Source organism: Falsirhodobacter sp. alg1 (assembly GCF_000739715.2).
Taxonomy (GTDB): domain Bacteria; phylum Pseudomonadota; class Alphaproteobacteria; order Rhodobacterales; family Rhodobacteraceae; genus Falsirhodobacter.
On record NZ_BBJC02000003.1, the window covers coordinates 168682 to 188477 of the forward strand.

The window sequence follows — 19796 nt, forward strand, 5'->3', positions numbered from 1 at the left end:
ATCAGCCCACCAGAACCCGACGGATGGCGGCTTCGTCGATATGGTCATGTTCGGCGATCACCACGAGCGCCGAGCGACGCGCGGCGCCCCATGGCCGGTCATACTGGTAGCGAACGCGCGCACCCACGGCCTGCACCAGCAGGCGCATCGGCTTGCCGGCCACCGCCACATGACCCTTGACGCGCAGGATGTTCTGTTCATGCGCCAGCGTCCGGATGCGGGCCACCAGATCCTCGGGGTCGGAAATCTCGGGAAGGTCGATCACGACCGTATCGAAATCCTCATGCTCATGATCATCGGCCCCGTCATGATGGCTGGGGCGCGCCGCCAGATCATCCTCGGCGGCGGCGTTCAGGCCCAGTATCAGGGCGGGGTCCAGCACACCTTCGGTAACGGCGATCATCGGAATGGGGCGCGGCGCCTCGGCCGTAATCGCGGCGCGGGCGGCAGCCAGACCGGCCTCATCGACCAGATCGGACTTGGTCAGCAGAATGATATCGGCGCAAGAGATCTGGTCCTCGAAAACCTCGGCCAGCGGGGTTTCGTGGTCAAGGCTGTCATCGGCTGCACGTTGGGCCTCCACGGCTGCGACATCGGGGGCAAAGCGCCCTGCGGCCACCGCTTCGGCATCGGCCAATGCAATCACCCCGTCGACGGTGATACGAGAGCGGATCGCAGGCCAGTCAAAGGCTTTTAGCAAAGGCTTCGGCAAGGCCAGCCCCGAAGTTTCGATGAGGATGTGGTCCGGGCGGGTGCCGCGCGCCAGAAGCGCCTCGATCGTGGGGATGAAATCATCGGCCACGGTACAGCAGATACATCCGTTTGCCAGTTCCACGATATTTTCGGCGGGGCAATTCTTGTCGGCGCAGGCGCGCAGGATATCGCCGTCTACGCCGACGGTTCCGAATTCGTTGACCAGAACGGCCAGACGCTTGCCCTGTGGATTGGCCAGCAGGTGGCGCACAAGGGTCGTTTTGCCACTGCCCAGAAATCCGGTGATGACGGTTACGGGGATTTTTGCCAGATCGGACATGTCAAACCTCGGTTGGGGGAAGGCGCGCGACAGAGCGTTTGCGCAGGATTTCGGGGCGTTCGCGCCATGGCACGATTCCGTCGGCACTGGCGGCATAAAGCGCGGCACCTCGGGCAATTTCGGGGGCATCCTCGGGCGTCATGTGACCATAGACGTAGGACCAGCGGCCCGGCCCCGACAGGGCGATCGCGCAGCCGGTCTTGCAGGCCGACAGGCATTCCACCCCGACCGTGCGGACCTCGGCATCCCGAAGCGCCGCAAGCAGCTTCGTACCGGGCCTCGGATCCTCGGTCGGGTCGTTTCCACGGCAGGTGGTGCACACAAGTAGCGTTACCGTCACGTCAGTCCTTTCCGGATGCGCGCAGCGAAACGGCCAGCGCCCGTGGCCCTGTCCATCCCGGTTGCGAAACACCCCGTTCGCCCGTCTCAATCGGCGCTGGCAGGTCTCCCGGCTTACGGATTCAGGGAGGATCCCAATGGTTCGCCCGCCTTCCCGGTTTCCCAGTGGCATCGGGCGGACCTTTCCGGTCACGGTCGCGGGGGCGGCTGCGATTGGTGTCGCATTCCCTCTTCGCCTGTTTTAGGAACAGGAACCAGCGCGTGCCTAAATGGCGCGCCTTGCCCGCCAATGTCAACCCGAGGGGGACCATGGACGACGCTGAACGCCACGCCGCCAAGATGGCGAAAATCAAGGCCGCCCGCGACCGGATGATGGAGATGAAGGAAGGCGAGAAGGGCCTTGTGATCATCCATACGGGGCCGGGCAAAGGCAAAAGCTCTTCTGCATTCGGGATGGTGCTGCGCTGTGTGGCGCATGGCATGCCTTCGGCCGTGGTGCAATTCATCAAGGGCGCATGGGACACCGGTGAACGTCGTCTGCTGACCACGCATTTCGCCGATCTGGTACAGTTCCACGCGATGGGTGAAGGGTTCACCTGGGAAACGCAGGACAAGGCGCGGGACATTGCCGCCGCCCGTGCCGGATGGGAAAAGGCGAAATCTTTGATTGCCGACCCCTCGATCCGTATGGTCGTGCTGGACGAGATCAACATCGCCCTGCGCTACGACTATCTGGACGTGGCCGAGGTGGTGGAGGTGCTTTCGAACAAGCCGCCCATGACCCATGTCGTGCTGACGGGGCGGAATGCAAAACCCGAACTGATCGAAGTGGCCGATCTTGTGACCGAGATGGCCGTGGTGAAACATCCGTTCCGCGCAGGGATCAAGGCGCAGGCGGGGGTGGAATACTGATATGCCCGCGCTGATGGTGCAGGGCGCGGGATCGAACGTCGGTAAATCCATGCTTGTGGCGGGGCTGTGCCGGGCCGCCCTGCGGCGCGGGCTGTCGGTGGCCCCGTTCAAGCCGCAGAACATGTCCAATAATGCGGCGGTGACGGTGGACGGCGGGGAGATCGGGCGGGCGCAGGCATTGCAGGCGCTGGCCTCAGGCCGCGATCCCGTGGTGGACATGAACCCGGTATTGCTGAAACCCGAAACCGAAACCGGCAGCCAGGTGATCGTGCAGGGCCGCCGCGTCGCCACCGTGCGGGCGCGCGACTATGCCGCGCTGAAACCGTCGCTGATGGCCCCCGTAATGCAGAGCTTTGCCCGCCTGAAATCGCAGGTCGATCTGGTTCTGATCGAAGGGGCGGGTAGCCCGGCCGAGGTCAATCTGCGGGCCGGGGATATCGCGAACATGGGGTTCGCCCGTGCCGCCGATGTGCCCGTTCTTCTGGTGGGCGATATCGATCGCGGCGGGGTGATCGCGCAGATCGTGGGGACGCAGGCGGTGCTGGAGGCAGGGGATGCGGCCATGATTGCCGGCTTTGCGATCAACAAGTTCCGTGGCGATCCGCGCCTGTTCGATGAAGGTTATGCGCTTATCGAACAACGGACCGGGTGGCGGGGGTTCGGCGTCATCCCTTGGTTTGCCCATGCCCACGCGCTGCCCGCCGAGGATGCGCTGGACCTGCGCCACGCATCGCGGGGGGGCGCGCTCAAGGTGGTGTGCCTGATCCTGTCGCGGATCGCCAATTTCGATGATCTGGATCCGCTTGCGGCAGAACCATCGGTGGATCTTGTCCTACTGCGGGCGGGGCAGGCCATTCCGGGCGATGCGGATGTGGTGATCATTCCGGGCACCAAATCCACGCGCGGTGATCTGGCCTATCTGCGTGCGCAGGGGTGGGATATCGATCTGGCCGCCCATGTCCGGCGGGGCGGGCATGTGTTCGGCATCTGCGGCGGTTTCCAGATGCTGGGGCGCACCATTGCCGACCCGGACGGGATCGAAGGGCCGGCAGGAACAAGCGACGGTTTGGGCCATCTGGATGTAGCCACGATCATGACGGCAGACAAGAGGTTGGCGCGGGTGACGGGGGTGCGGAACGGCATTCCCTTTGCGGGATACGAAATCCACATCGGCATGACCGAAGGCCCCGACCGGCTGCGCCCCTTTGCCCGGGTGGACGGGCGCCCGGAGGGGGCGACCTCGGTCGATGGCCGGATCAGCGGCAGCTATCTGCACGGGATGTTCGCCCATGACACGTTCCGTGCCGCATGGCTCTCGGGGTTCGGGGCGACAGGCACCGCCCGCTATGGTGCGGGGGTGGAGGATGCGTTGAACGCGCTGGCCGACCACCTCGAGGATCATATGGATATTCCGGGCCTGCTGTCACTGGCCAGATAGGGCAGCCTCCACCCGCGGCCATTCAAGGGGTGCGGGCAGCCCCAGGCGTATCCACCGGCTGGAATAAGGGAAAATCCGGCTCCAGATGCCATGACGGGCCAGATGGTGCTGTGCGGCGGTCGCATCAGGGGTGTCGTACAAACGGAACAGGGGTGTGCCACCCACCAGCGGCCAAGGGACCGCTGCATCCATGCGGGTGGCATCCGCATGCAGACGTGCGGTGGTTTCCTCTGCCCATGACCGGTCTGCCAGGGCGATGCGGCCTATTTCCAGTGCGGCACCCGATACAGGCCATGGGCCTGCCACCGCCGAGATTTGTGCCAGATCCTCGGGATGCCCGGCCGCGAACCCCAGACGCAATCCGGCCAGCCCGTAGAATTTCCCGAATGAGCGCAGAATGATCCGTCCGCGTTCGGGCGGCAGGGCCAGAAGAGAGAGCCCCGGAAACGGATCGGCAAAGCTTTCGTCCACGATCAGCCGCCCCACATCCAGCGCGCGCAATGCGTCGGGCGACCATGATCGCCCGTCCGGATTGTTGGGATTGACGACGACCGCCAGATCGGCCCCGTTCAGGGCGCCAAGCGCGCCAACCTCGGTGACGGCCCATCCGGCAGCCCGCAGGTTGGCGGCATGTTCGTTATAGGTCGGCCCCAACACACGCGCCGTACCGATGCGCCCCAGACGTGGGAGTGTCTGGATTGCCGCCTGTGCCCCGGCCAAGGGCAAGAGGGGCATTGCCGCGTTCCATGCCTTTTGCGCTGCGGTGGCAAGGGCCGTTTGTGCCGTGCGGGTTGGCAGGTTGGTCCATGCCGAGGCCGGAAGGGGGGGCACGGGATAGGGCACACGGTTGATCCCTGTCGAAAGGTCGATCCAGTCCGTGCCGCCATATCGGGTCATGGCCCGGTCCAGATCGCCGCCATGATCCCTCATATTACCGCCCCCGCCAGCAGGATCAGCCCCAATGCAACCATCGCGCGGATATAAAGCCGCAATGCATTCCACAGGTCGGAGGCAAGAGGATCGCGGCCTTCGGGGTTGACCCATGGCTCCTCGGTCATCCTGCCGGCATAGACGCGCGGGCCTGAAAGGCGGATGCCGAGCGCTGCCGCCATGGCCGCTTCGGGCCACCCTGCATTCGGAGAGCGGTGCAGCCCGGCATCCCGCCACATCACCCGCCAGCCGCCCCCGCCGATCAGGGCGAACAACGCCCCCGTCAGCCGCGCCGGGATCAGGTTCGCCAGATCATCGATGCGCGCGGCGGCCCAGCCGAAATCCTCGTGTCGTGGCGTACGGTGTCCGATCATGCTGTCCAGCGTATTGATTGCCTTGTATCCCGCAATGCCCGGCAGACCGAACAGCACAGCCCAGAACAGGGGGGCAACGATGCCGTCCGAGGCGTTTTCCGACAGGCTCTCGATTGCGGCACGCGCCACCCCTGCGGTATCCAGCCGCGCAGGGTCCCGACCGACGATCATGGCCACCGCCCCGCGTGCCCCCACCAGATCGCCGGCAGACAGGGGGCGGGCAACCGCCACCACATGATCGCGCAACGACCGCGTGGCGATGAAGGGCGCGGCCAGCAGACCCGTCAGCAGGATACCGGCGATGCCATCCGGCAGGACCGCCGTAACCAGTGCCGAAAGCCCCACGGTCACGCCGATGACAAGCAGGGCCGCGGCCACGCCTTTGGCACGGCGATGGTCCCCGCCGTTCCACCGGCTGTCCAGGGCCGAGATCAGTGCGCCAATCCATGTGACGGGATGGCCGATGCGGGAATGGAGCGCAGAGGGCCAACCCATCGCCCCTTCGATCAGCATGGCCAGAAGCATGGCTGCCATCAGGTGCCCACCTTGAATGAGGTTACGCCGCGCAGCCCTGCGGCCAGCAATGCATTCCGCGCCGGCCCGACCGGGGCTGCGGGGGGCAGGATCACGGCACGCGCCGTTCCCGTATGCGCCCGAAGCCACCCCAATGCGCCGGTTCTTCGGGCGATTTCGGGCGTCGGGTCCTGTTTTGGTCCGCGCAGGGCCTGCGTTCGCGCGGCGGATGAACTGGCAAGGCGGGCAATCTGTCCGGCACTGGAGCAGGCCTCGGCCCATTCCTGTACCAGATCGGAGATATCCGGAAACCGCGTGTCGGCAGGATCCGTCCGTTCGGCCCCCGGCAGAAAGCCACCAACGATCTGCATGCGGGGCAATTGCGGCAGACGGGCCATGATGGCTCCATGGCGCGAGGCCCACAGCAGTTGCTCGGGGGCCGCATACATCAAGGGGTCGACCGCCCCCTCCAGCGACAGACAGAGTGCTGCCAGAAATTCCGGGGTTTGTTTGCCTGCCAGCGCAAGGATGGCCGCCGTTGAACTGCCCGCGCCGCCACCGACGGGCATGGTGGCCCGCAGATGCAACTGCCCGAGCGGCTGGCCCGTGGCGTTCAATACCGTCCGTGCCGTGCGGGGCGCGATGATGCGGCTGCCATGCAGTGCGAACGGACCTGCGCGGCGGACGAGTGTGACACCCACGTTCGGGCAGGGCAGCGTGATCAGCACCACGGGTCCATCGGGGCCAAGACGACCCTGCATAAACTCGCCGAAATGTCCGGTGATATGGGTCATCGCAAGGGCTCGTTCACGCTAAGGATCGCCCATTCCCCATCCATTACCGACAATCGCGTTAACGACAGGGGTGCAATCGCAAAGGCCAGTCCCTGCGACATCTGGCCCAGTGCCAGCCCGAGCGCGACCCGGATCGTGCCTGCATGGGCAACCACCGCGACAGTTCCACCTGTCGCCAGATCCTGCAACGCGGGGGCAACCCGACCCGCCATGTCGGCATGGCTTTCGCCCCCGGGGGGGCGATGAGCGGCCAACTGCTCACGCTCAAGGCGACCCAGATCGGGCATGGCGCTGAAATCCAATCCCTCCCATGCGCCGAAGTCCTGTTCCCACAATCGGGGGTCGGTGGGGATGGTTGCATCGGGATACAGGGCGCGGGCTGTTGCAGTGCAGCGTGTGGCCGGACTGGAGAGGACCCGGTCCGCCGCAGGGGCCGAAGGGATACGCGCCGGCAGAATGCAAGGCACATTGCTGCGTCCCGCAAGGCGGGCCGGAGGTGCGACAGGCGCGTGGCGGATCAGGAGGAACTGGGTGGGCACGGATAGGCTGCCCCTTTGCAACGGCGCGGTTTCATGGTTTTACAACGCCCATCAAGGGGGCGCATATGGCGGTGATACTCTTTACAGGTGGGGCCAGATCAGGCAAGAGCCTCTGCGCCGAACGCCATGTGGCCACACTTGGCCCGGACCCGGTTTATATCGCAACCTCAGAGGTTTGGGATGACGAGATGTCATCCAGGGTCGAATTGCACCAGCAACGTCGCGGGCCGGAATGGATACTGCACGAGGCACCGCTGGAATTATGCGCCGCCCTGAACGCGACCGACGGGGCGGGTCCGCGGCTGGTGGACTGCCTGACCTTGTGGCTGGGAAACCTGATGCATCACGGCCGCGACTGGCGGACCGAGGCGCGGGCGCTGATGGATACGCTGGTGGCACAACGCGCCCCGGTCGTGCTTGTCACGAATGAGGTGGGGATGGGCATCGTGCCCGATAACGCCATGGCCCGTGCGTTCCGGGATGCGCAGGGTGGCCTGAACCAGATGATTGCCGAAATGGCCGACGAGGTGACCTTTGTCGTGTCCGGATTACCGATGAGGGTGAAATGACTGCACTGTTCCCTGCCACTTCGCTGGCCGATCTGATGAATGCCCTGGCCGATCTGCCTGCCGCCGATGAGGCCGCGCGCGCGGCTGCGCAGGCCCGTCAGGCACAATTGACCAAACCCGCAGGCAGCTTGGGGCAGCTGGAGGATATGGCCGTTTTCATGGCGGGCTGGCAGGGGCAGGACCGGCCGCGCATCGATCGGGCCCAAGCGCTGGTCTTTGCGGGCAACCACGGGATCTGCGCGCAATCCGTCAGCTCGTTTCCGCCCGAGGTGACAGTGCAGATGGTTGCGAATTTTTCCGCCGGCGGGGCGGCGATCAACCAGCTGGCCCGCGCCGCGGGGGCCGATCTGTCGGTGGTGTCGTTGGACCTGCACCTGCCGACGCAGGATTTCACGCGCGGTGCCGCAATGACCGAGGCCGAGGTGCTGGACGCCATGGCGAAAGGGGCGGACGCAGTTGATCCACAGGCCGATATCGTCCTTCTGGGTGAAATGGGGATCGGCAATTCCACCATCGCGGCCGCTTTGGCGCGGGCGGCGTTTGGCGGCGTGGCAACGGATTGGGTCGGCCCCGGTACGGGTATCGATTCATCCGGGCAGGCACGCAAGGCGGCGGTGATCGAGGCGGGCATGGCCCTGCACGCTGCCTTGCTGGATACGCCGTTAGGTGCCTTTTGCGCCTTTGGCGGACGGGAGCAGGCGGCTATGGCGGGGGCCGTTCTGGGCGCGCGTGCCGCAGGCATTCCGGTAATGCTGGACGGTTTTATCGGGACAGCCTCGGTTGCGCCGCTGGCTACAATACCGGGCGCGCTGGATCATTGCCTGATCGGTCACGCCAGTGCCGAACCGGGGCATGCACGGCTGCTGGCGGCAATGGGACGCAGGGCCATTCTGGATCTGGGCATGCGGCTGGGCGAAGGGTCCGGTGCGGCTGTGGCCCTGATGGTGCTGCGCGCGGCCCTCGAGGCGCACAACGGTATGGCCACATTTGCCGAGGCGGGAGTGGCCAGCGCATGAGCATCGCAGCCCGCACGGATGAAATGCGGGTTGCCGCGATGCTGCTTACGCGGCTGCCGATGGGGCATGTGGCACGCATCGTGCCACTGGCATCCACCGGCTGGGCCTGGCCATTGGTGGGGGCGGGCGTGGGCCTTGTCTCCGGCCTTGTCTTGTGGATGGGAAATGCGCTCGGGTTCGGCGCGGCCCCTGCTGCGGTGCTGGCAGTGGCCGCAGGGCTGCTGATCACCGGGGCGATGCATGAAGACGGGTTGTCGGATCTGGCGGATGGCTTCGGGGGCGGGCGTGACAGGGCGGCGAAGCTTGCCATCATGCGCGACAGCCGTCTGGGAACCTATGGGGCCGCCGCCCTTGTTCTGGCCCTGGTGCTACGCATCCTTTTGTTGGCGGATCTGACAGATATGATCCTGCCCCTGGTTGCGGCGGGCATAGGCAGCAGGGCGGGGCTGCCGTTGATCCAGATGTATGCCCCGCAGGCCCGGACCGAAGGGCTGGGCGCCTTGGCTGGCAAGGACGCCCGGCCTGCGCCTGCCTATGTGGCGCTGGCGCTTGGCCTGTTGGCGCTGCTGGCCCTGCATGGCGGGGTCGGGGCGATACTGGCCGTGGCTGCGGTGCAGGCCGGGGTCGTCATTCTGGCACGGTATCAGGTGGGCGGTGTAACGGGGGATGTGCTGGGCGCTGCCCAACTTCTGGGCGAACTTGCGATCCTTCTGGCCCTGACCCGCATCTGACGGAACCCTCGCAACAGCCACCGCGTTTCCTGCCATCAGCATGAATTGGAGCGTTGGGTGGCACCTGAAGTCGTCAAGGAAACCGAGGTCGTCAAGGAAGCGCCCAAATCCGAAGTGGAAGCCCTGGAGGAAAACCTGCCATCCGCGGCAGCGGCGGTTCACCAACTGATCCGCGAAGACGGCGAAAAAGAAATGCGGCGCAAGTTCCGCGCCCTTTTGTGGTCTGCCATTGCAGGTGGCATCACCATGAGTACGTCGATGCTGGCACGGGCCATTCTGGCGGCGCATCTGCCAGATACAGACCCTGCGTTTCTGATCGAATCTGCAGGGTATACCGTCGGCTTCATCCTCGTGATCGCGACAGGCCAGCAGCTGTTTACCGAAAACACCGTCACCCCCGTACTGCCGCTGATGACGTCCCCGACATGGCGCAATCTGGGCAAGGTTGGCCGCCTCTGGGGGGTGGTGCTGGCGGGCAATATCATCGGCGGTGCGATTGCGGCGGCGGTTTTCGCCTTTTTGCCGATGTTCTCGGCAAATGTGGACGCGGCGATGATAGAGATCGGCGAGGGCCTGATGGAGAATACGGCTTTCGAGATGTTCTCCAAGGGGATCGTTGCCGGCTGGTTGATCGCGACGCTGGTCTGGACGCTTCGCAGTTTCGAATCCTGGGCATTCGTGATGATATTTCTGGTGACCTATCTGGTGGCGCTTGGGGATTTCACACATATCATCGTGGGAACGATCGAGGTTCTGTACCTCATCTTCCTTGGGCAGCTTGAAATTGCGCCGGCGATCTTCCGGTTCGGTATTCCCACCTTGCTGGGCAATGTCGTGGGCGGCGCCTTCATATTCGCGCTGATCAGCCATGCCCAGGTACAGGCAGACGTCGATCATTCACGGCCTGCACAATAATTGCGCATCCTTGCCGGGCCGTAACCTGAAAAGAGCGGCGGGCCCGTTCTCCGCCGTCTTGGGACTGGCCTGTTTGTGATGGTGACCCTAAGCAGGTCTTCGGAATACGGGAGATGTGCGATGCCGGTTTATCATGCCACGGTTGGAGGTGAACGGTTCCGCTTTGACGGCCTTGCAGCGCTTCTGGCGGCGGCCACGGCTGAACGGTCGGGGGATCAACTGGCCGGTATTGCGGCAGGATCCGCCCCGCAACGTGTGGCCGCGCGATATGCGCTGGCCGATTTGCCATTGCGCAGTTTCCTGACCGAGGTTGTCGTTCCCTATGAGACGGATGAAGTTACCCGCCTGATCATTGATACACATGATGCGGCCGCATTTGCCCCCGTGGCGGCAATGACGGTCGGGGGGCTGAGGGACTGGCTTCTGGCGCGTACGACCACGCCCGAAATGTTGCATGCGGTGGCACGCGGGCTGACACCGGAGATGGTCGCGGCAGTGTCGAAATTGATGCGGAATCAGGATCTGATCCGCGTGGCACGCAAGTGCGAGGTCGTAACCCGCTTTCGCAACACGCTGGGTTTGCGGGGACATCTGTCGACGCGGCTGCAACCGAACCATCCTGCCGATGATCTGCGGGGCATCGCCGTGGCGGTGCTGGACGGGTTGTTGCGGGGGGCGGGGGATGCCGTCATCGGTATCAACCCGGCTTCGGACAGCGTGGAGAATTGCCTGGCGATGATGCAGGCATTGGACGGGCTGCGGGAGCGGTTCGATATGCCTGCCCAAAGCTGCGTGCTGACCCATGTGACCACCACGCTGGAAATCATCCGGCGGGGCGGCCCTGTCGATCTGGTGTTCCAGTCCATCGCCGGGACCGAGGGGGCCAATCGCGGGTTCGGCATCGATCTGGCCCTGCTGGCCGAGGCCGAGGCGGCGGCCCTGTCATTGAACCGCGGGACCGTCGGACAGGATGTGATGTATTTCGAGACGGGGCAGGGTGCGGCCCTTTCGGCAGGCGCGCATCACGGGGTCGACCAACAGACGCTGGAGACACGTGCCTATGGTGTTGCCCGTGCATTCCGCCCGCTTCTGGTCAATACCGTCGTCGGATTCATCGGGCCGGAATATCTGTACGACGGCAAGCAGATCATCCGCGCAGGGCTGGAGGACCATTTCTGCGGCAAGCTTCTGGGCCTGCCGATGGGGGTGGATGTCTGTTACACCAATCACGTTGAGGCGGATCAGGATGATATGGATACGCTGATGACCGTTCTGGGCACGGCAGGTGTCAATTTCGTCATCACCGTACCCGGATCGGATGATGTGATGCTGTCGTACCAAAGCCTTGCGTTCGAGGATATCGATTATCTGCGCGCCGTAACCGGCGCAGGTCCGGCGCCCGAGTTCCAGGCGTGGTTGCAGCGTATGGATCTGGCGGGTGAAGGGGCGCTGCCGGACATGGCAGAAATGACCCGCCGTTTGGGGATCGTGGCATGAGCAAGGACCTGATCGAGCGGCTGCATGCGCTGACCCCCTCGCGGGTGCGGCTGGATCCTGCCGGGGGTGCGGCCCCTTTGGCAGCGGTGCTGGATTTTCAGGCTTGCCACGCTGCGGCCCGCGCGGCCATTCATGGTCAGGTGGACTGGGACAGTATTGCCGCCGCACTGGACGGTTCGTCGTTTCGCGTGGCCAGCAGGGCCACTGCGCGGGCCGACTATCTGCGGCGGCCTGATCTGGGCCGCATGCTGGACCCTTCGGCCATTGTTCCGAAGGTGCAATGCGATGTGGCACTGGTTGTCGCCGACGGGCTGTCGGCGACGGCCATCGCGCATCATGCGCCCGCAATGTGCAACCTTCTGATGTCCGCGCTGAAGGGAATGACGATCGGGCCCATCGCTCTGGTCGAAGGCGGGCGCGTGGCCATTGCCGATGAGATCGGGGATCGGATGGGCGCCCGGCTGACGATCATGCTGATTGGCGAGCGACCGGGGCTGAGCGTTTCCGATAGCCTCGGGGCCTATCTGACCTTTGCGCCCAGAGCGGGTACACCGGATAGCCTGCGGAATTGTGTATCGAACATCCACGATAAGGGCGGATTGGATCATGCGGCGGCGGCACACAAGATTGCATGGCTGGTCAGGCAGGCAATGCACCGTTCCCTGACCGGAACCGCACTGAAGGATGACAGCCATCTGCTTGGCTGATACCCCCATGCCGGACATAACCAACAGGTGGCCCGATGCATCCGCGTGATCGCCATACGCGCATAGTCGAATATCTGGACCGGCACGGGTCGGTCAGCGTGGAGGTTCTGGCCGAGGCGCTCGGATCATCCCGCGAAACGATCAGGCGCGATCTGGCGGTGCTGGATGATCGCGGACTGGTGCGCAAGATCCACGGGGGCGCACGTCGGGCGGCGCAGATCCCCGAAGAGGCAAGTTTCGATAATCGCATGTTTGCCAATGTGCCGGAAAAGCGGCGGATCGCACAGGCGGCGGCACGATTGTTCGTCAACGGCGATGCGCTGTTTCTGGATGCCGGATCGACCAGCATGTTCTTTGCCGAACGGCTCGCGGCGCTCAGTAATCTGACGGTCATCACCAATGCCGCCGGGGCGCTGCGGCATCTGGGCGGTGGTGGCAACCGTGTGTTCCTTCTGGGTGGCGAATATGAGGCCGCAGCCCAGGAGACGCTTGGCGCGATCACCGAGGCCGACCTGCGCCGGTATCGGCCGGAGCACGTGGTGCTGACGGTGGGGGCCGTTCAGGAAGATGCGGTGCTAGATTTCGATCTGCGCGAGGCCTCCTTGTCCCGGGCCATGATCGCACAGGCGCGAAAGGTCACGGTTCTGGCGGATCATGCCAAGTTCCGCCGCCCTGCCGTCTTTGCGATTGCCGATCTGGCCCGGGTGGACCGGTTGGTGACAGATCGGGCGCCGGACCCTGCGATGGCGCGGGCGCTGGCAAATGCCTCCGTTCAGGTCATCGTGGCGCAGGATGATCCGCCGCTCTTGTAATGCGGGTGGATTGAAACCATAAATAGCCCGTGCGTCCCGCCAGTCGGCCATGCCTATCGCCAGCGATGGATGCCATCCCCCAATATGACAGGACTTTTGCACGTGACAAATTTTTGCCTTCTTACCGGTGCAAGCAGAGGTATCGGGCACGCCACGGTCAAGGTTCTGCAACGCGAGGGGTGGCGGGTCCTGACCGTTTCGCGCCAGCCGTTTTCGGATGAATGCCGGTGGCCAATGGCGCGCGAAAGCCACATTCAGGCGGATCTTTCGGATCTGTCATCCATCAAGGCGCTGGCGGATGAGGTGCGGAGCCGCCTGCCCGAGGGGCAGCTGGCGGCACTGGTCAATAACGCTGGAATCTCTCCCAAGGGGCCGAACGGTGCGCGGATGGGCGTGTCGATGACGGATGCGGATGCATGGTCGCAGGTGCTGAACGTCAACCTCGTGTCGGTGTCGCTGCTGGTACGGGAGCTGCTGCCCGAGCTGAAGGCTGCGGGCGGCTCCATCGTCAATGTCACGTCCATTGCCGGATCGCGGGTTCATCCCTTTGCCGGTGTCGCCTATGCCGCCTCCAAGGCCGGACTGGCTGCGCTGACACGCGAATTCGCGCATGAATTCGGCCCCTTGGGTGTGCGTGCCAATGCGATATCACCTGGAGAGATCTCGACCTCCATCCTGTCTCCGGGGACGGATGACATGGTCAAGAAATATGTCCCCCTGCGCCGCCTTGGCACCACCGAAGAGGTGGCGAAGACCATCCATTTCCTCTGTTCGGGTGAGTCTGCCTATATCAACGGCGCCGAAATCCACATCAACGGCGGCCAGCACGTCTGAGCGGCGAATCCGCCTCGTTACAGGAATGCGGAAAATATACGCAAACATGATCGATCGGGCATTCTGGCGCGGAATTTTCCGCAGGATTGTACCGTTCGGTCATCGCGGTGTGGAAAATATGTGGTTTTTCTTGCCAAGGAATGTGTCGGGTATTCTGATGCGGGTAACCGGGGGTGCATTGCACCACCACCGGGCCGTTTTTGCCAACAGGATACACCATGAACGTCATCCCCAATTCCCTGCACGGACGTGATCTGCAATATCTGATGCACCCGACCACCAATGCGCGCGCGCATGAACGGACCGGCCCGCTGGTGATCGCGCGGGGCGAGGGGATCTATGTCTATGATGATGCCGGCAAGGAATATATCGAAGGCATGGCCGGTCTCTGGAGCGTGGCGCTCGGGTTTTCCGAACAGCGTCTGATCGATGCATCGCACAAGCAGATGCAGTCCTTGCCCTATATGCACCTGTTCGGCAGCCGCGGGCAGGAGCCTTCGATCCTGCTGGCGGAAAAGCTGGTGCAGATGGCGCCAGAAGGGCTGGATCGGGTCTTCTTTACCAACTCCGGGTCCGAGGCGAATGATACCGTGGTGAAAATGGTATGGTTCTACAACAACGCGATCGGGCGCCCGAAGAAGAAGAAGTTCATCTCGCGGATCAAGGCGTATCACGGGATCACCATTGCCTCGGGCAGCCTGACGGGCATTCCGGCCAATCATAAGGGCTTTGATCTGCCGCTGGATTTCACCCGCCATGTCAGCACCCCGCATTACTGGCGCGACGCCCATGAGGGGGAGACCGAGGAACAATATTCCGACCGTCTGGCCGCCGAGTTGGAAGAGATGATTCTGGCCGAGGATCCCGACACCGTCGCTGCCTTTATCGGTGAACCATTGATGGGGGCGGGGGGCGTGATCGTGCCGCCTGCGGGGTATTGGGAAAAGATCCAGGCCGTCTGCCGCAAATACGATATCCTGATCGTGGCGGATGAGGTCATCAACGGATTTGGCCGGACAGGCCATATGTTTGCCTGTGAAACCTATGGCATCAAACCGGACATGCTGGTTGTGTCCAAACAGATCACTTCCAGCTATCTGCCGCTGGCCGCGATTGTCTTCACGGATGCACTCTATCAGGGGATGGCGGATGGATCAGAGGCGCTTGGCACCTTCGGGCATGGCTATACCACCTCGGGGCACCCTGTTGCGACCGCTGTAGGGTTGGAGAACCTGACAATCATCGAAGAGCGTGATCTGGTTTCGAACGCCGCATGGATGGGAGAGCGGATGCGGGCCGGTCTTGCCCGCCATGCTGACCATCCTTTGGTGGGAGAAGTGCGCGGCGAAGGATTCATCGCTGCGGTGGAATTTGTTTCCGACAAGACGACCAAAGCCGGGTTCTCGACCCCGGGCAAGGTCGCGCAGGCCGTATCTGCGGCCGCACAGCGTCATGGGCTGATCCTGCGCGCGATCGGTGAGTGCATCTGCTTCTGTCCGCCATTGATCATGACCGAAGAGCAGGTCGACGAGCTGCTGCACCGCTTCGACATGGCGATGACCGAAGGTCTTGCCCCGTTCCTGAGCGGAGAAGTGGCATGAACATTCCCGTAAATGATATCAGCGCCGTCATCGAGGCGGACCGTGCCCATGTCTGGCATCACCTGAGCCAGCACAAACCCTATGAAACCACCGATCCGCGCATCATCGTCGAAGGTAAGGGGATGCATGTCTGGGATGCGGCGGGCCGCAAGTATCTGGATGCCCTCTCGGGCGGTGTCTGGACGGTCAATGTCGGATACGGCCGTGAGAGCATTGCCGATGCGGTGCGCGACCAGCTGGTTACGATGAACTACTTTGCGCAGGCCGCAGGCTCCATTCCCGCCGCACGCTTCGCGGAAAAGCTGTTGTCGAAGATGCCGGGCCTGTCCCGGGTCTATTATGCCAACTCGGGATCTGAGGCGAACGAGAAGGTGTTCAAGATGGTGCGCCAGATCTCGGCGCTGCATCGCAACGGCGGGAAATCGAAGATCCTGTACCGGGAGCGGGATTACCATGGCACCACCATCGGCACGCTGGCCGCATCCGGCCAGCCCGAGCGGGCGGCACATTACGGCCCCTATCCCGAAGGTTTCGTGCAGGTGCCCCATTGTCTGGAATACCGCAAGCAATGGGATGTCGAGGATTATGGCCGGCGCGCTGCCGATGCCATCGAAGAGGTGATCCTGCGCGAAGGCCCCGATACGGTCGGTCTGCTGTGCCTGGAGCCGATCACCGCGGGCGGCGGCGTCATCGTTCCACCCGCCGGCTATTGGGAGCGGGTGCAGGAAATCTGCACGAAATACGATGTCCTGCTGCATATCGATGAAGTTGTCTGCGGCATCGGACGTACGGGTGAATGGTTCGGTTACCAAAATTACGGCATCAAGCCGGATTTCGTGACGATGGCAAAGGGGCTCGCCTCCGGCTATGCCGCGATTTCCTGCGCGGTGACCACCGAAAAAGTGTTCGATCTGTTCAAAAGCGATCCGACCGATACGATGAACCATTTCCGCGACATTTCTACCTTTGGCGGATGTACGGCCGGCCCTGCCGCCGCGTTGGAAAACATGCGTATCATCGAGGATGAGGGGCTTCTGGAGAATACCAAGGCAATGGGCGCACGGCTTCTGGCGAACCTGCGCGCCCTGCAGGAAAAGCATGCGGTTATCGGGGACGTGCGCGGTGCGGGGCTGTTCTGCGGGGCAGAACTTGTGGCGGATCGCGATACCAAACAGCCCGTGGATGAAAAGCTTGCCCAGCGCGTGGTGGCCGAAGCCGCAGCCGAGGGTGTCATGATCGGGGTTACAAACCGCTCCCTGCCGGGGTTCAACAATACGCTGTGTCTATCACCAGCGCTGATTGCCACGGCGGCGGACATAGACGCGATCACAGCGGCAATCGATATCGCCCTCACACGCGTTTTCGCCAGCGCCTGATCCGGTGCCAATGGACACACGGGAATTGGAATTGGCGGATTACGCGGCGTTTCTGGCAGCGCTTTCGGCAACGGGGTTCGAGGGGGATATCGGCTCCTCGACCTCGGAGCGGGTGGTTCTGGCGACAGATAATTCGATCTATCAGGTGCTGCCCGATTCCGTGGTCCATCCACGCAACGAACAGGATCTGGTCCGTATCGCGGGGTTGTTGCCGCAGCATCCGGGAATTGTGCTGCGTCCGCGCGGGGGCGGCACCGGAACCAATGGCCAATCCCTGGGCAACGGGGTGGTGGTGGATTGTTCGCGTCATATGACGGGCATCCTTGAGGTAAACGCTGCTGAAGGCTGGGTGCGGGTGCAGCCCGGCGTGATCAAGGACCATCTGAATGCCGTGCTTGCCGAACACGGATTGTTCTTTGCACCAGAACTTTCGACTTCCTCACGGGCCACGATCGGGGGGATGATTTCAACCGATGCCTGCGGGCAGGGGTCCTGCGCCTATGGCAAGACCTCGGACCATGTGCTGGGGCTGCGTGCCGTTCTAACGGGGGGTGAGGTGCTGGATACCGACCTGCCGCACCCCTTGGCAGACCGGATGGCACGATTGGCTGCCGACAACGCCGCGCTGATCAAGGCACGGTTTCCCAAGATGAACAGGTCACTGACCGGCTACGATCTGGCGCATATTCCCGAGCGGGGGGTGCGATCTGTCCTTTGCGGATCCGAAGGAACATTGGGGTTGATTGCCGAGGCACGGCTGAATGTGCTGCCGATCCCGAAAATCGCGGTGCTGGTCAATATTTTCTACGATGATTTCCAGTCTGCCCTGCGGGATGCCCGTATACTTGCAGGCATGGGGGCCACTTCGGTCGAGACGATAGACAGCCGTGTGCTGGGCCTGGCCCGGGCAGATATCATATGGGCCGATGTTGCCGCCTATTTCCCCGATGCCGGGGCGCAGGGGGTCAATATCGTTGAATTCACCGGTGATGATCTGCTTCAGGTACAATCCGCAGTCGGGCGACTGACGTCGGAGCTTGCCCGCCAGATCAACGGCAGACGCGGCTTTTCGCAGGTGCAGGGGGCCGACGTGTCCCGCATCTGGACTATGCGCAAGAAATCGGTGGGGCTGTTGGGCCGTGCCGAAGGGGCGAAGCGCCCCCTGCCGTTCGTGGAGGATTGCGCCGTTCCGCCCGAGAACCTCGAGCCTTTCATCGCGGGCTTTCGGGCAATACTGGATGCGGAGGGGCTGGAATACGGCATGTTTGGCCATGTAGATGCCGGTGTTCTGCATGTTCGCCCTGCGCTGGATCTGACTGATCCTGGGCAGGAACCCCTGATCCGCCGCATCACCGAGGCGGTGGAGGAATTGGCCCGGCAATATGGCGGCCTGCTGTGGGGTGAACATGGCAAGGGCGTCCGCTCCGAATTTGTACCGGCGGTATTCGGCCTGCTCTACCCTGCGCTGCAGGAAGTGAAGCGGGCCTTCGATCCGGACAATCGCATGAACCCGGGCAAGATCGCCGGGCCGGAGCCGTTGATGAAGATTGATGGCGTCCCCCTGCGCGGCCAGAACGACCGCCAGATCGCGCCGCAGGTCCGCGCGGATTACGCCCCCGCCTTGTCATGCAACGGCAACGGCGCCTGTTTTGCCCAAAGCGCGGCAGAGGTGATGTGCCCGTCATACAAGGCCACGCTGGACCGGCGGCATTCCCCCAAGGGGCGTGCCGGACTGGTGCGGGAATGGTTGCGTCAGGGCGGACCTGATGGTGGTGCCGATCCCCGGTTCGAGGCCGAGGTCAAGGAAGCTCTGGACGGCTGCCTGTCTTGCAGGGCCTGTTCACGGGCCTGTCCGGTGCATGTGGATGTTCCCTCTTTTCGGGTAAAGTTCATGCAGGCGTGGTACATGCGGCATCGGCGCCCGTTGCGCGATCACGCCCTTGCTATGCTGGAGCCTGCCTTGCCCTATGCCGCAGGGCTGCGTCCGGTCTTCAACGGCATTATCCGCTCGGGGATCTTGCGACGGATCGGGCTACACCACCTGCCGCAGATACCGGCATTCGATCTTATGCGGGAATTGCGGTTGCGGGGCGTGCGGATGGTGGGAAAGACGTTGCCCGATCCCGCATCGGCGGTGGTCATTGTTCCCGATGCCTTCACCCATTTTTTTGAGCCTGATCTGGTGATCGATCTGGTGGATGTCCTGCGTGCGGTCGGGGTAACCCCCTGGGTCGCGCCTTTTCGCCCCTCGGGGAAGCCCTTGCATGTTTCCGGGCGGTTGACCGCCTTTGCCCGAGTGGCAAGGCGACAAGCCGCAATGCTGGACCGCCTGCACAAGGCGGGCCTGCCGTTGATCGGAATCGAACCTGCGGTGACGCTGGCCTATGGCGATGAATATCCTGATGCGATGCGCACGGCTGTGGCCCCCGTGATGTTGCCACAGGAATGGCTGGCAGGGCGGATTGCGGATCTGCCGGTCAGGGCAATGACACAGACGGCGCGCCTGCTGCCGCATTGCACGGAAAGAACCCTGCGTTCCAATACCGCAGAGGTCTGGGCCAGGATCTTCGCGCACGTCGGGGTTGCACTGGAAACGCCTGCCACCGGATGCTGCGGCATGGCCGGAACATGGGGGCATGAGGTGGAGAATGCCGAAACCTCGTCCCGCATATTCGCACAATCATGGGCCGCGCAGATGAGCGATGTGATGCCGGTATTGGCCACCGGCTTTTCCTGCCGTTGTCAGGCCGATGTGCAGGCTGGCAGAACCCTTCGTCACCCGCTGAGCCTGCTGCGCGAATGTCTGCAGCATCCGGATGCATGCCCCGATCCATCCCACCCCGTATTCGCAACCGAGGATATCTGA

19 protein-coding genes and 1 riboswitch are annotated in these 19796 nt (G+C 63.4%); of the genes, 13 read left to right on the forward strand and 6 right to left on the reverse strand.

Translation table 11 applies throughout. The annotated features are described in order from the left end of the window. Position 1 precedes the first annotated feature (1 nt). Together cobW and TR36_RS07245 are read right to left on the reverse strand one after the other, a co-directional pair. The gene (gene cobW / locus TR36_RS07240; RefSeq protein ID WP_045390521.1) at positions 2-1033 is read right to left on the reverse strand and encodes a cobalamin biosynthesis protein CobW; all 1032 of its coding nucleotides are present in this window, start codon (positions 1031-1033) and stop codon (positions 2-4) included. Position 1034: 1 nt separating this feature from the next. Then, the gene (locus tag TR36_RS07245; protein ID WP_045390518.1) at positions 1035-1373 is read right to left on the reverse strand and encodes a DUF1636 domain-containing protein; all 339 of its coding nucleotides are present in this window, start codon (positions 1371-1373) and stop codon (positions 1035-1037) included. 80 nt (positions 1374-1453) lie between these two features. Next, a riboswitch (cobalamin riboswitch) is annotated at positions 1454-1646 on the reverse strand. 35 nt (positions 1647-1681) lie between these two features. Between TR36_RS07245 and cobO the strand changes: the two genes are divergently transcribed. Both cobO and TR36_RS07255 read left to right on the forward strand, forming a co-directional pair. After that, the gene (gene cobO, locus TR36_RS07250; RefSeq protein ID WP_045390515.1) at positions 1682-2284 is read left to right on the forward strand and encodes a cob(I)yrinic acid a,c-diamide adenosyltransferase; all 603 of its coding nucleotides are present in this window, start codon (positions 1682-1684) and stop codon (positions 2282-2284) included. Between the two features lies 1 nt (position 2285). Further along, on the forward strand, positions 2286-3722 hold the full coding sequence (locus tag TR36_RS07255; protein ID WP_062762876.1) for a cobyric acid synthase: 1437 nt from the start codon (positions 2286-2288) through the stop codon (positions 3720-3722). Here the strand turns inward: TR36_RS07255 and TR36_RS07260 are convergent. From TR36_RS07260 to TR36_RS07275, 4 genes are read right to left on the reverse strand one after another with little or no spacing between them, the layout of a single operon-like run. After that, positions 3708-4652, reverse strand: a complete 945-nt coding sequence (locus TR36_RS07260) for a threonine-phosphate decarboxylase (RefSeq protein WP_045390510.1) — start codon at positions 4650-4652, stop codon at positions 3708-3710. The genes TR36_RS07255 and TR36_RS07260 overlap by 15 nt on opposite strands. Further along, a complete protein-coding gene (gene cbiB / locus TR36_RS07265) occupies positions 4649-5560 on the reverse strand; it encodes an adenosylcobinamide-phosphate synthase CbiB (protein ID WP_202814386.1) in 912 nt (303 codons plus the stop codon). The genes TR36_RS07260 and cbiB overlap by 4 nt, the downstream gene beginning before the upstream one ends. Continuing rightward, complete coding sequence (locus TR36_RS07270; protein WP_045390508.1) at positions 5560-6333, reverse strand: hypothetical protein; 774 nt, start codon at positions 6331-6333, stop codon at positions 5560-5562. The genes cbiB and TR36_RS07270 overlap by 1 nt, the downstream gene beginning before the upstream one ends. Continuing rightward, positions 6330-6872, reverse strand: a complete 543-nt coding sequence (locus TR36_RS07275) for a histidine phosphatase family protein (protein WP_062762879.1) — start codon at positions 6870-6872, stop codon at positions 6330-6332. Before TR36_RS07275 ends, TR36_RS07270 begins: the two co-directional genes overlap by 4 nt. A gap of 65 nt (positions 6873-6937) precedes the next feature. Between TR36_RS07275 and cobU the strand changes: the two genes are divergently transcribed. The 11 genes from cobU to TR36_RS07330 all read left to right on the forward strand — a co-directional run bounded on the left by cobU (position 6938) and on the right by TR36_RS07330 (position 19796). Then, a complete protein-coding gene (gene cobU / locus TR36_RS07280; RefSeq protein ID WP_045390506.1) occupies positions 6938-7441 on the forward strand; it encodes a bifunctional adenosylcobinamide kinase/adenosylcobinamide-phosphate guanylyltransferase in 504 nt (167 codons plus the stop codon). Then, positions 7438-8457, forward strand: coding sequence for a nicotinate-nucleotide--dimethylbenzimidazole phosphoribosyltransferase (cobT, locus tag TR36_RS07285; RefSeq protein ID WP_045390504.1), 1020 nt, complete (start codon positions 7438-7440; stop codon positions 8455-8457). The genes cobU and cobT overlap by 4 nt, the downstream gene beginning before the upstream one ends. Then, the gene (gene cobS, locus TR36_RS07290) at positions 8454-9188 is read left to right on the forward strand and encodes an adenosylcobinamide-GDP ribazoletransferase (protein WP_062762882.1); all 735 of its coding nucleotides are present in this window, start codon (positions 8454-8456) and stop codon (positions 9186-9188) included. The genes cobT and cobS overlap by 4 nt, the downstream gene beginning before the upstream one ends. A 57-nt stretch (positions 9189-9245) precedes the next feature. Continuing rightward, the gene (locus TR36_RS07295) at positions 9246-10103 is read left to right on the forward strand and encodes a formate/nitrite transporter family protein (protein ID WP_045390500.1); all 858 of its coding nucleotides are present in this window, start codon (positions 9246-9248) and stop codon (positions 10101-10103) included. Between the two features lie 120 nt (positions 10104-10223). Beyond that, entirely contained in the window at positions 10224-11600 is a 1377-nt protein-coding gene (locus tag TR36_RS07300; RefSeq protein ID WP_062762886.1) for an ethanolamine ammonia-lyase subunit EutB, read from the forward strand. After that, the gene (eutC, locus tag TR36_RS07305; RefSeq protein WP_062762889.1) at positions 11597-12307 is read left to right on the forward strand and encodes an ethanolamine ammonia-lyase subunit EutC; all 711 of its coding nucleotides are present in this window, start codon (positions 11597-11599) and stop codon (positions 12305-12307) included. Before TR36_RS07300 ends, eutC begins: the two co-directional genes overlap by 4 nt. Before the next feature lie 35 nt (positions 12308-12342). After that, positions 12343-13119 (forward strand): DeoR/GlpR family DNA-binding transcription regulator, encoded by a 777-nt coding sequence (locus TR36_RS07310; RefSeq protein WP_045390497.1) that lies wholly within the window; start codon positions 12343-12345, stop codon positions 13117-13119. A 102-nt stretch (positions 13120-13221) separates the two neighbouring features. Then, positions 13222-13953 carry an SDR family NAD(P)-dependent oxidoreductase gene (locus tag TR36_RS07315; protein WP_237763532.1) on the forward strand — a complete coding sequence of 244 codons (732 nt, stop codon included), beginning with the start codon at positions 13222-13224 and terminating at the stop codon, positions 13951-13953. Between the two features lie 218 nt (positions 13954-14171). After that, a complete protein-coding gene (locus TR36_RS07320) occupies positions 14172-15554 on the forward strand; it encodes an aspartate aminotransferase family protein (protein WP_062762892.1) in 1383 nt (460 codons plus the stop codon). Then, positions 15551-16930: an aspartate aminotransferase family protein gene (locus TR36_RS07325; protein ID WP_045390491.1), complete on the forward strand. Its 1380-nt coding sequence runs from the start codon at positions 15551-15553 to the stop codon at positions 16928-16930. Before TR36_RS07320 ends, TR36_RS07325 begins: the two co-directional genes overlap by 4 nt. 10 nt (positions 16931-16940) lie before the next feature. Continuing rightward, positions 16941-19796, forward strand: coding sequence for an FAD-binding and (Fe-S)-binding domain-containing protein (locus tag TR36_RS07330; RefSeq protein ID WP_045390489.1), 2856 nt, complete (start codon positions 16941-16943; stop codon positions 19794-19796).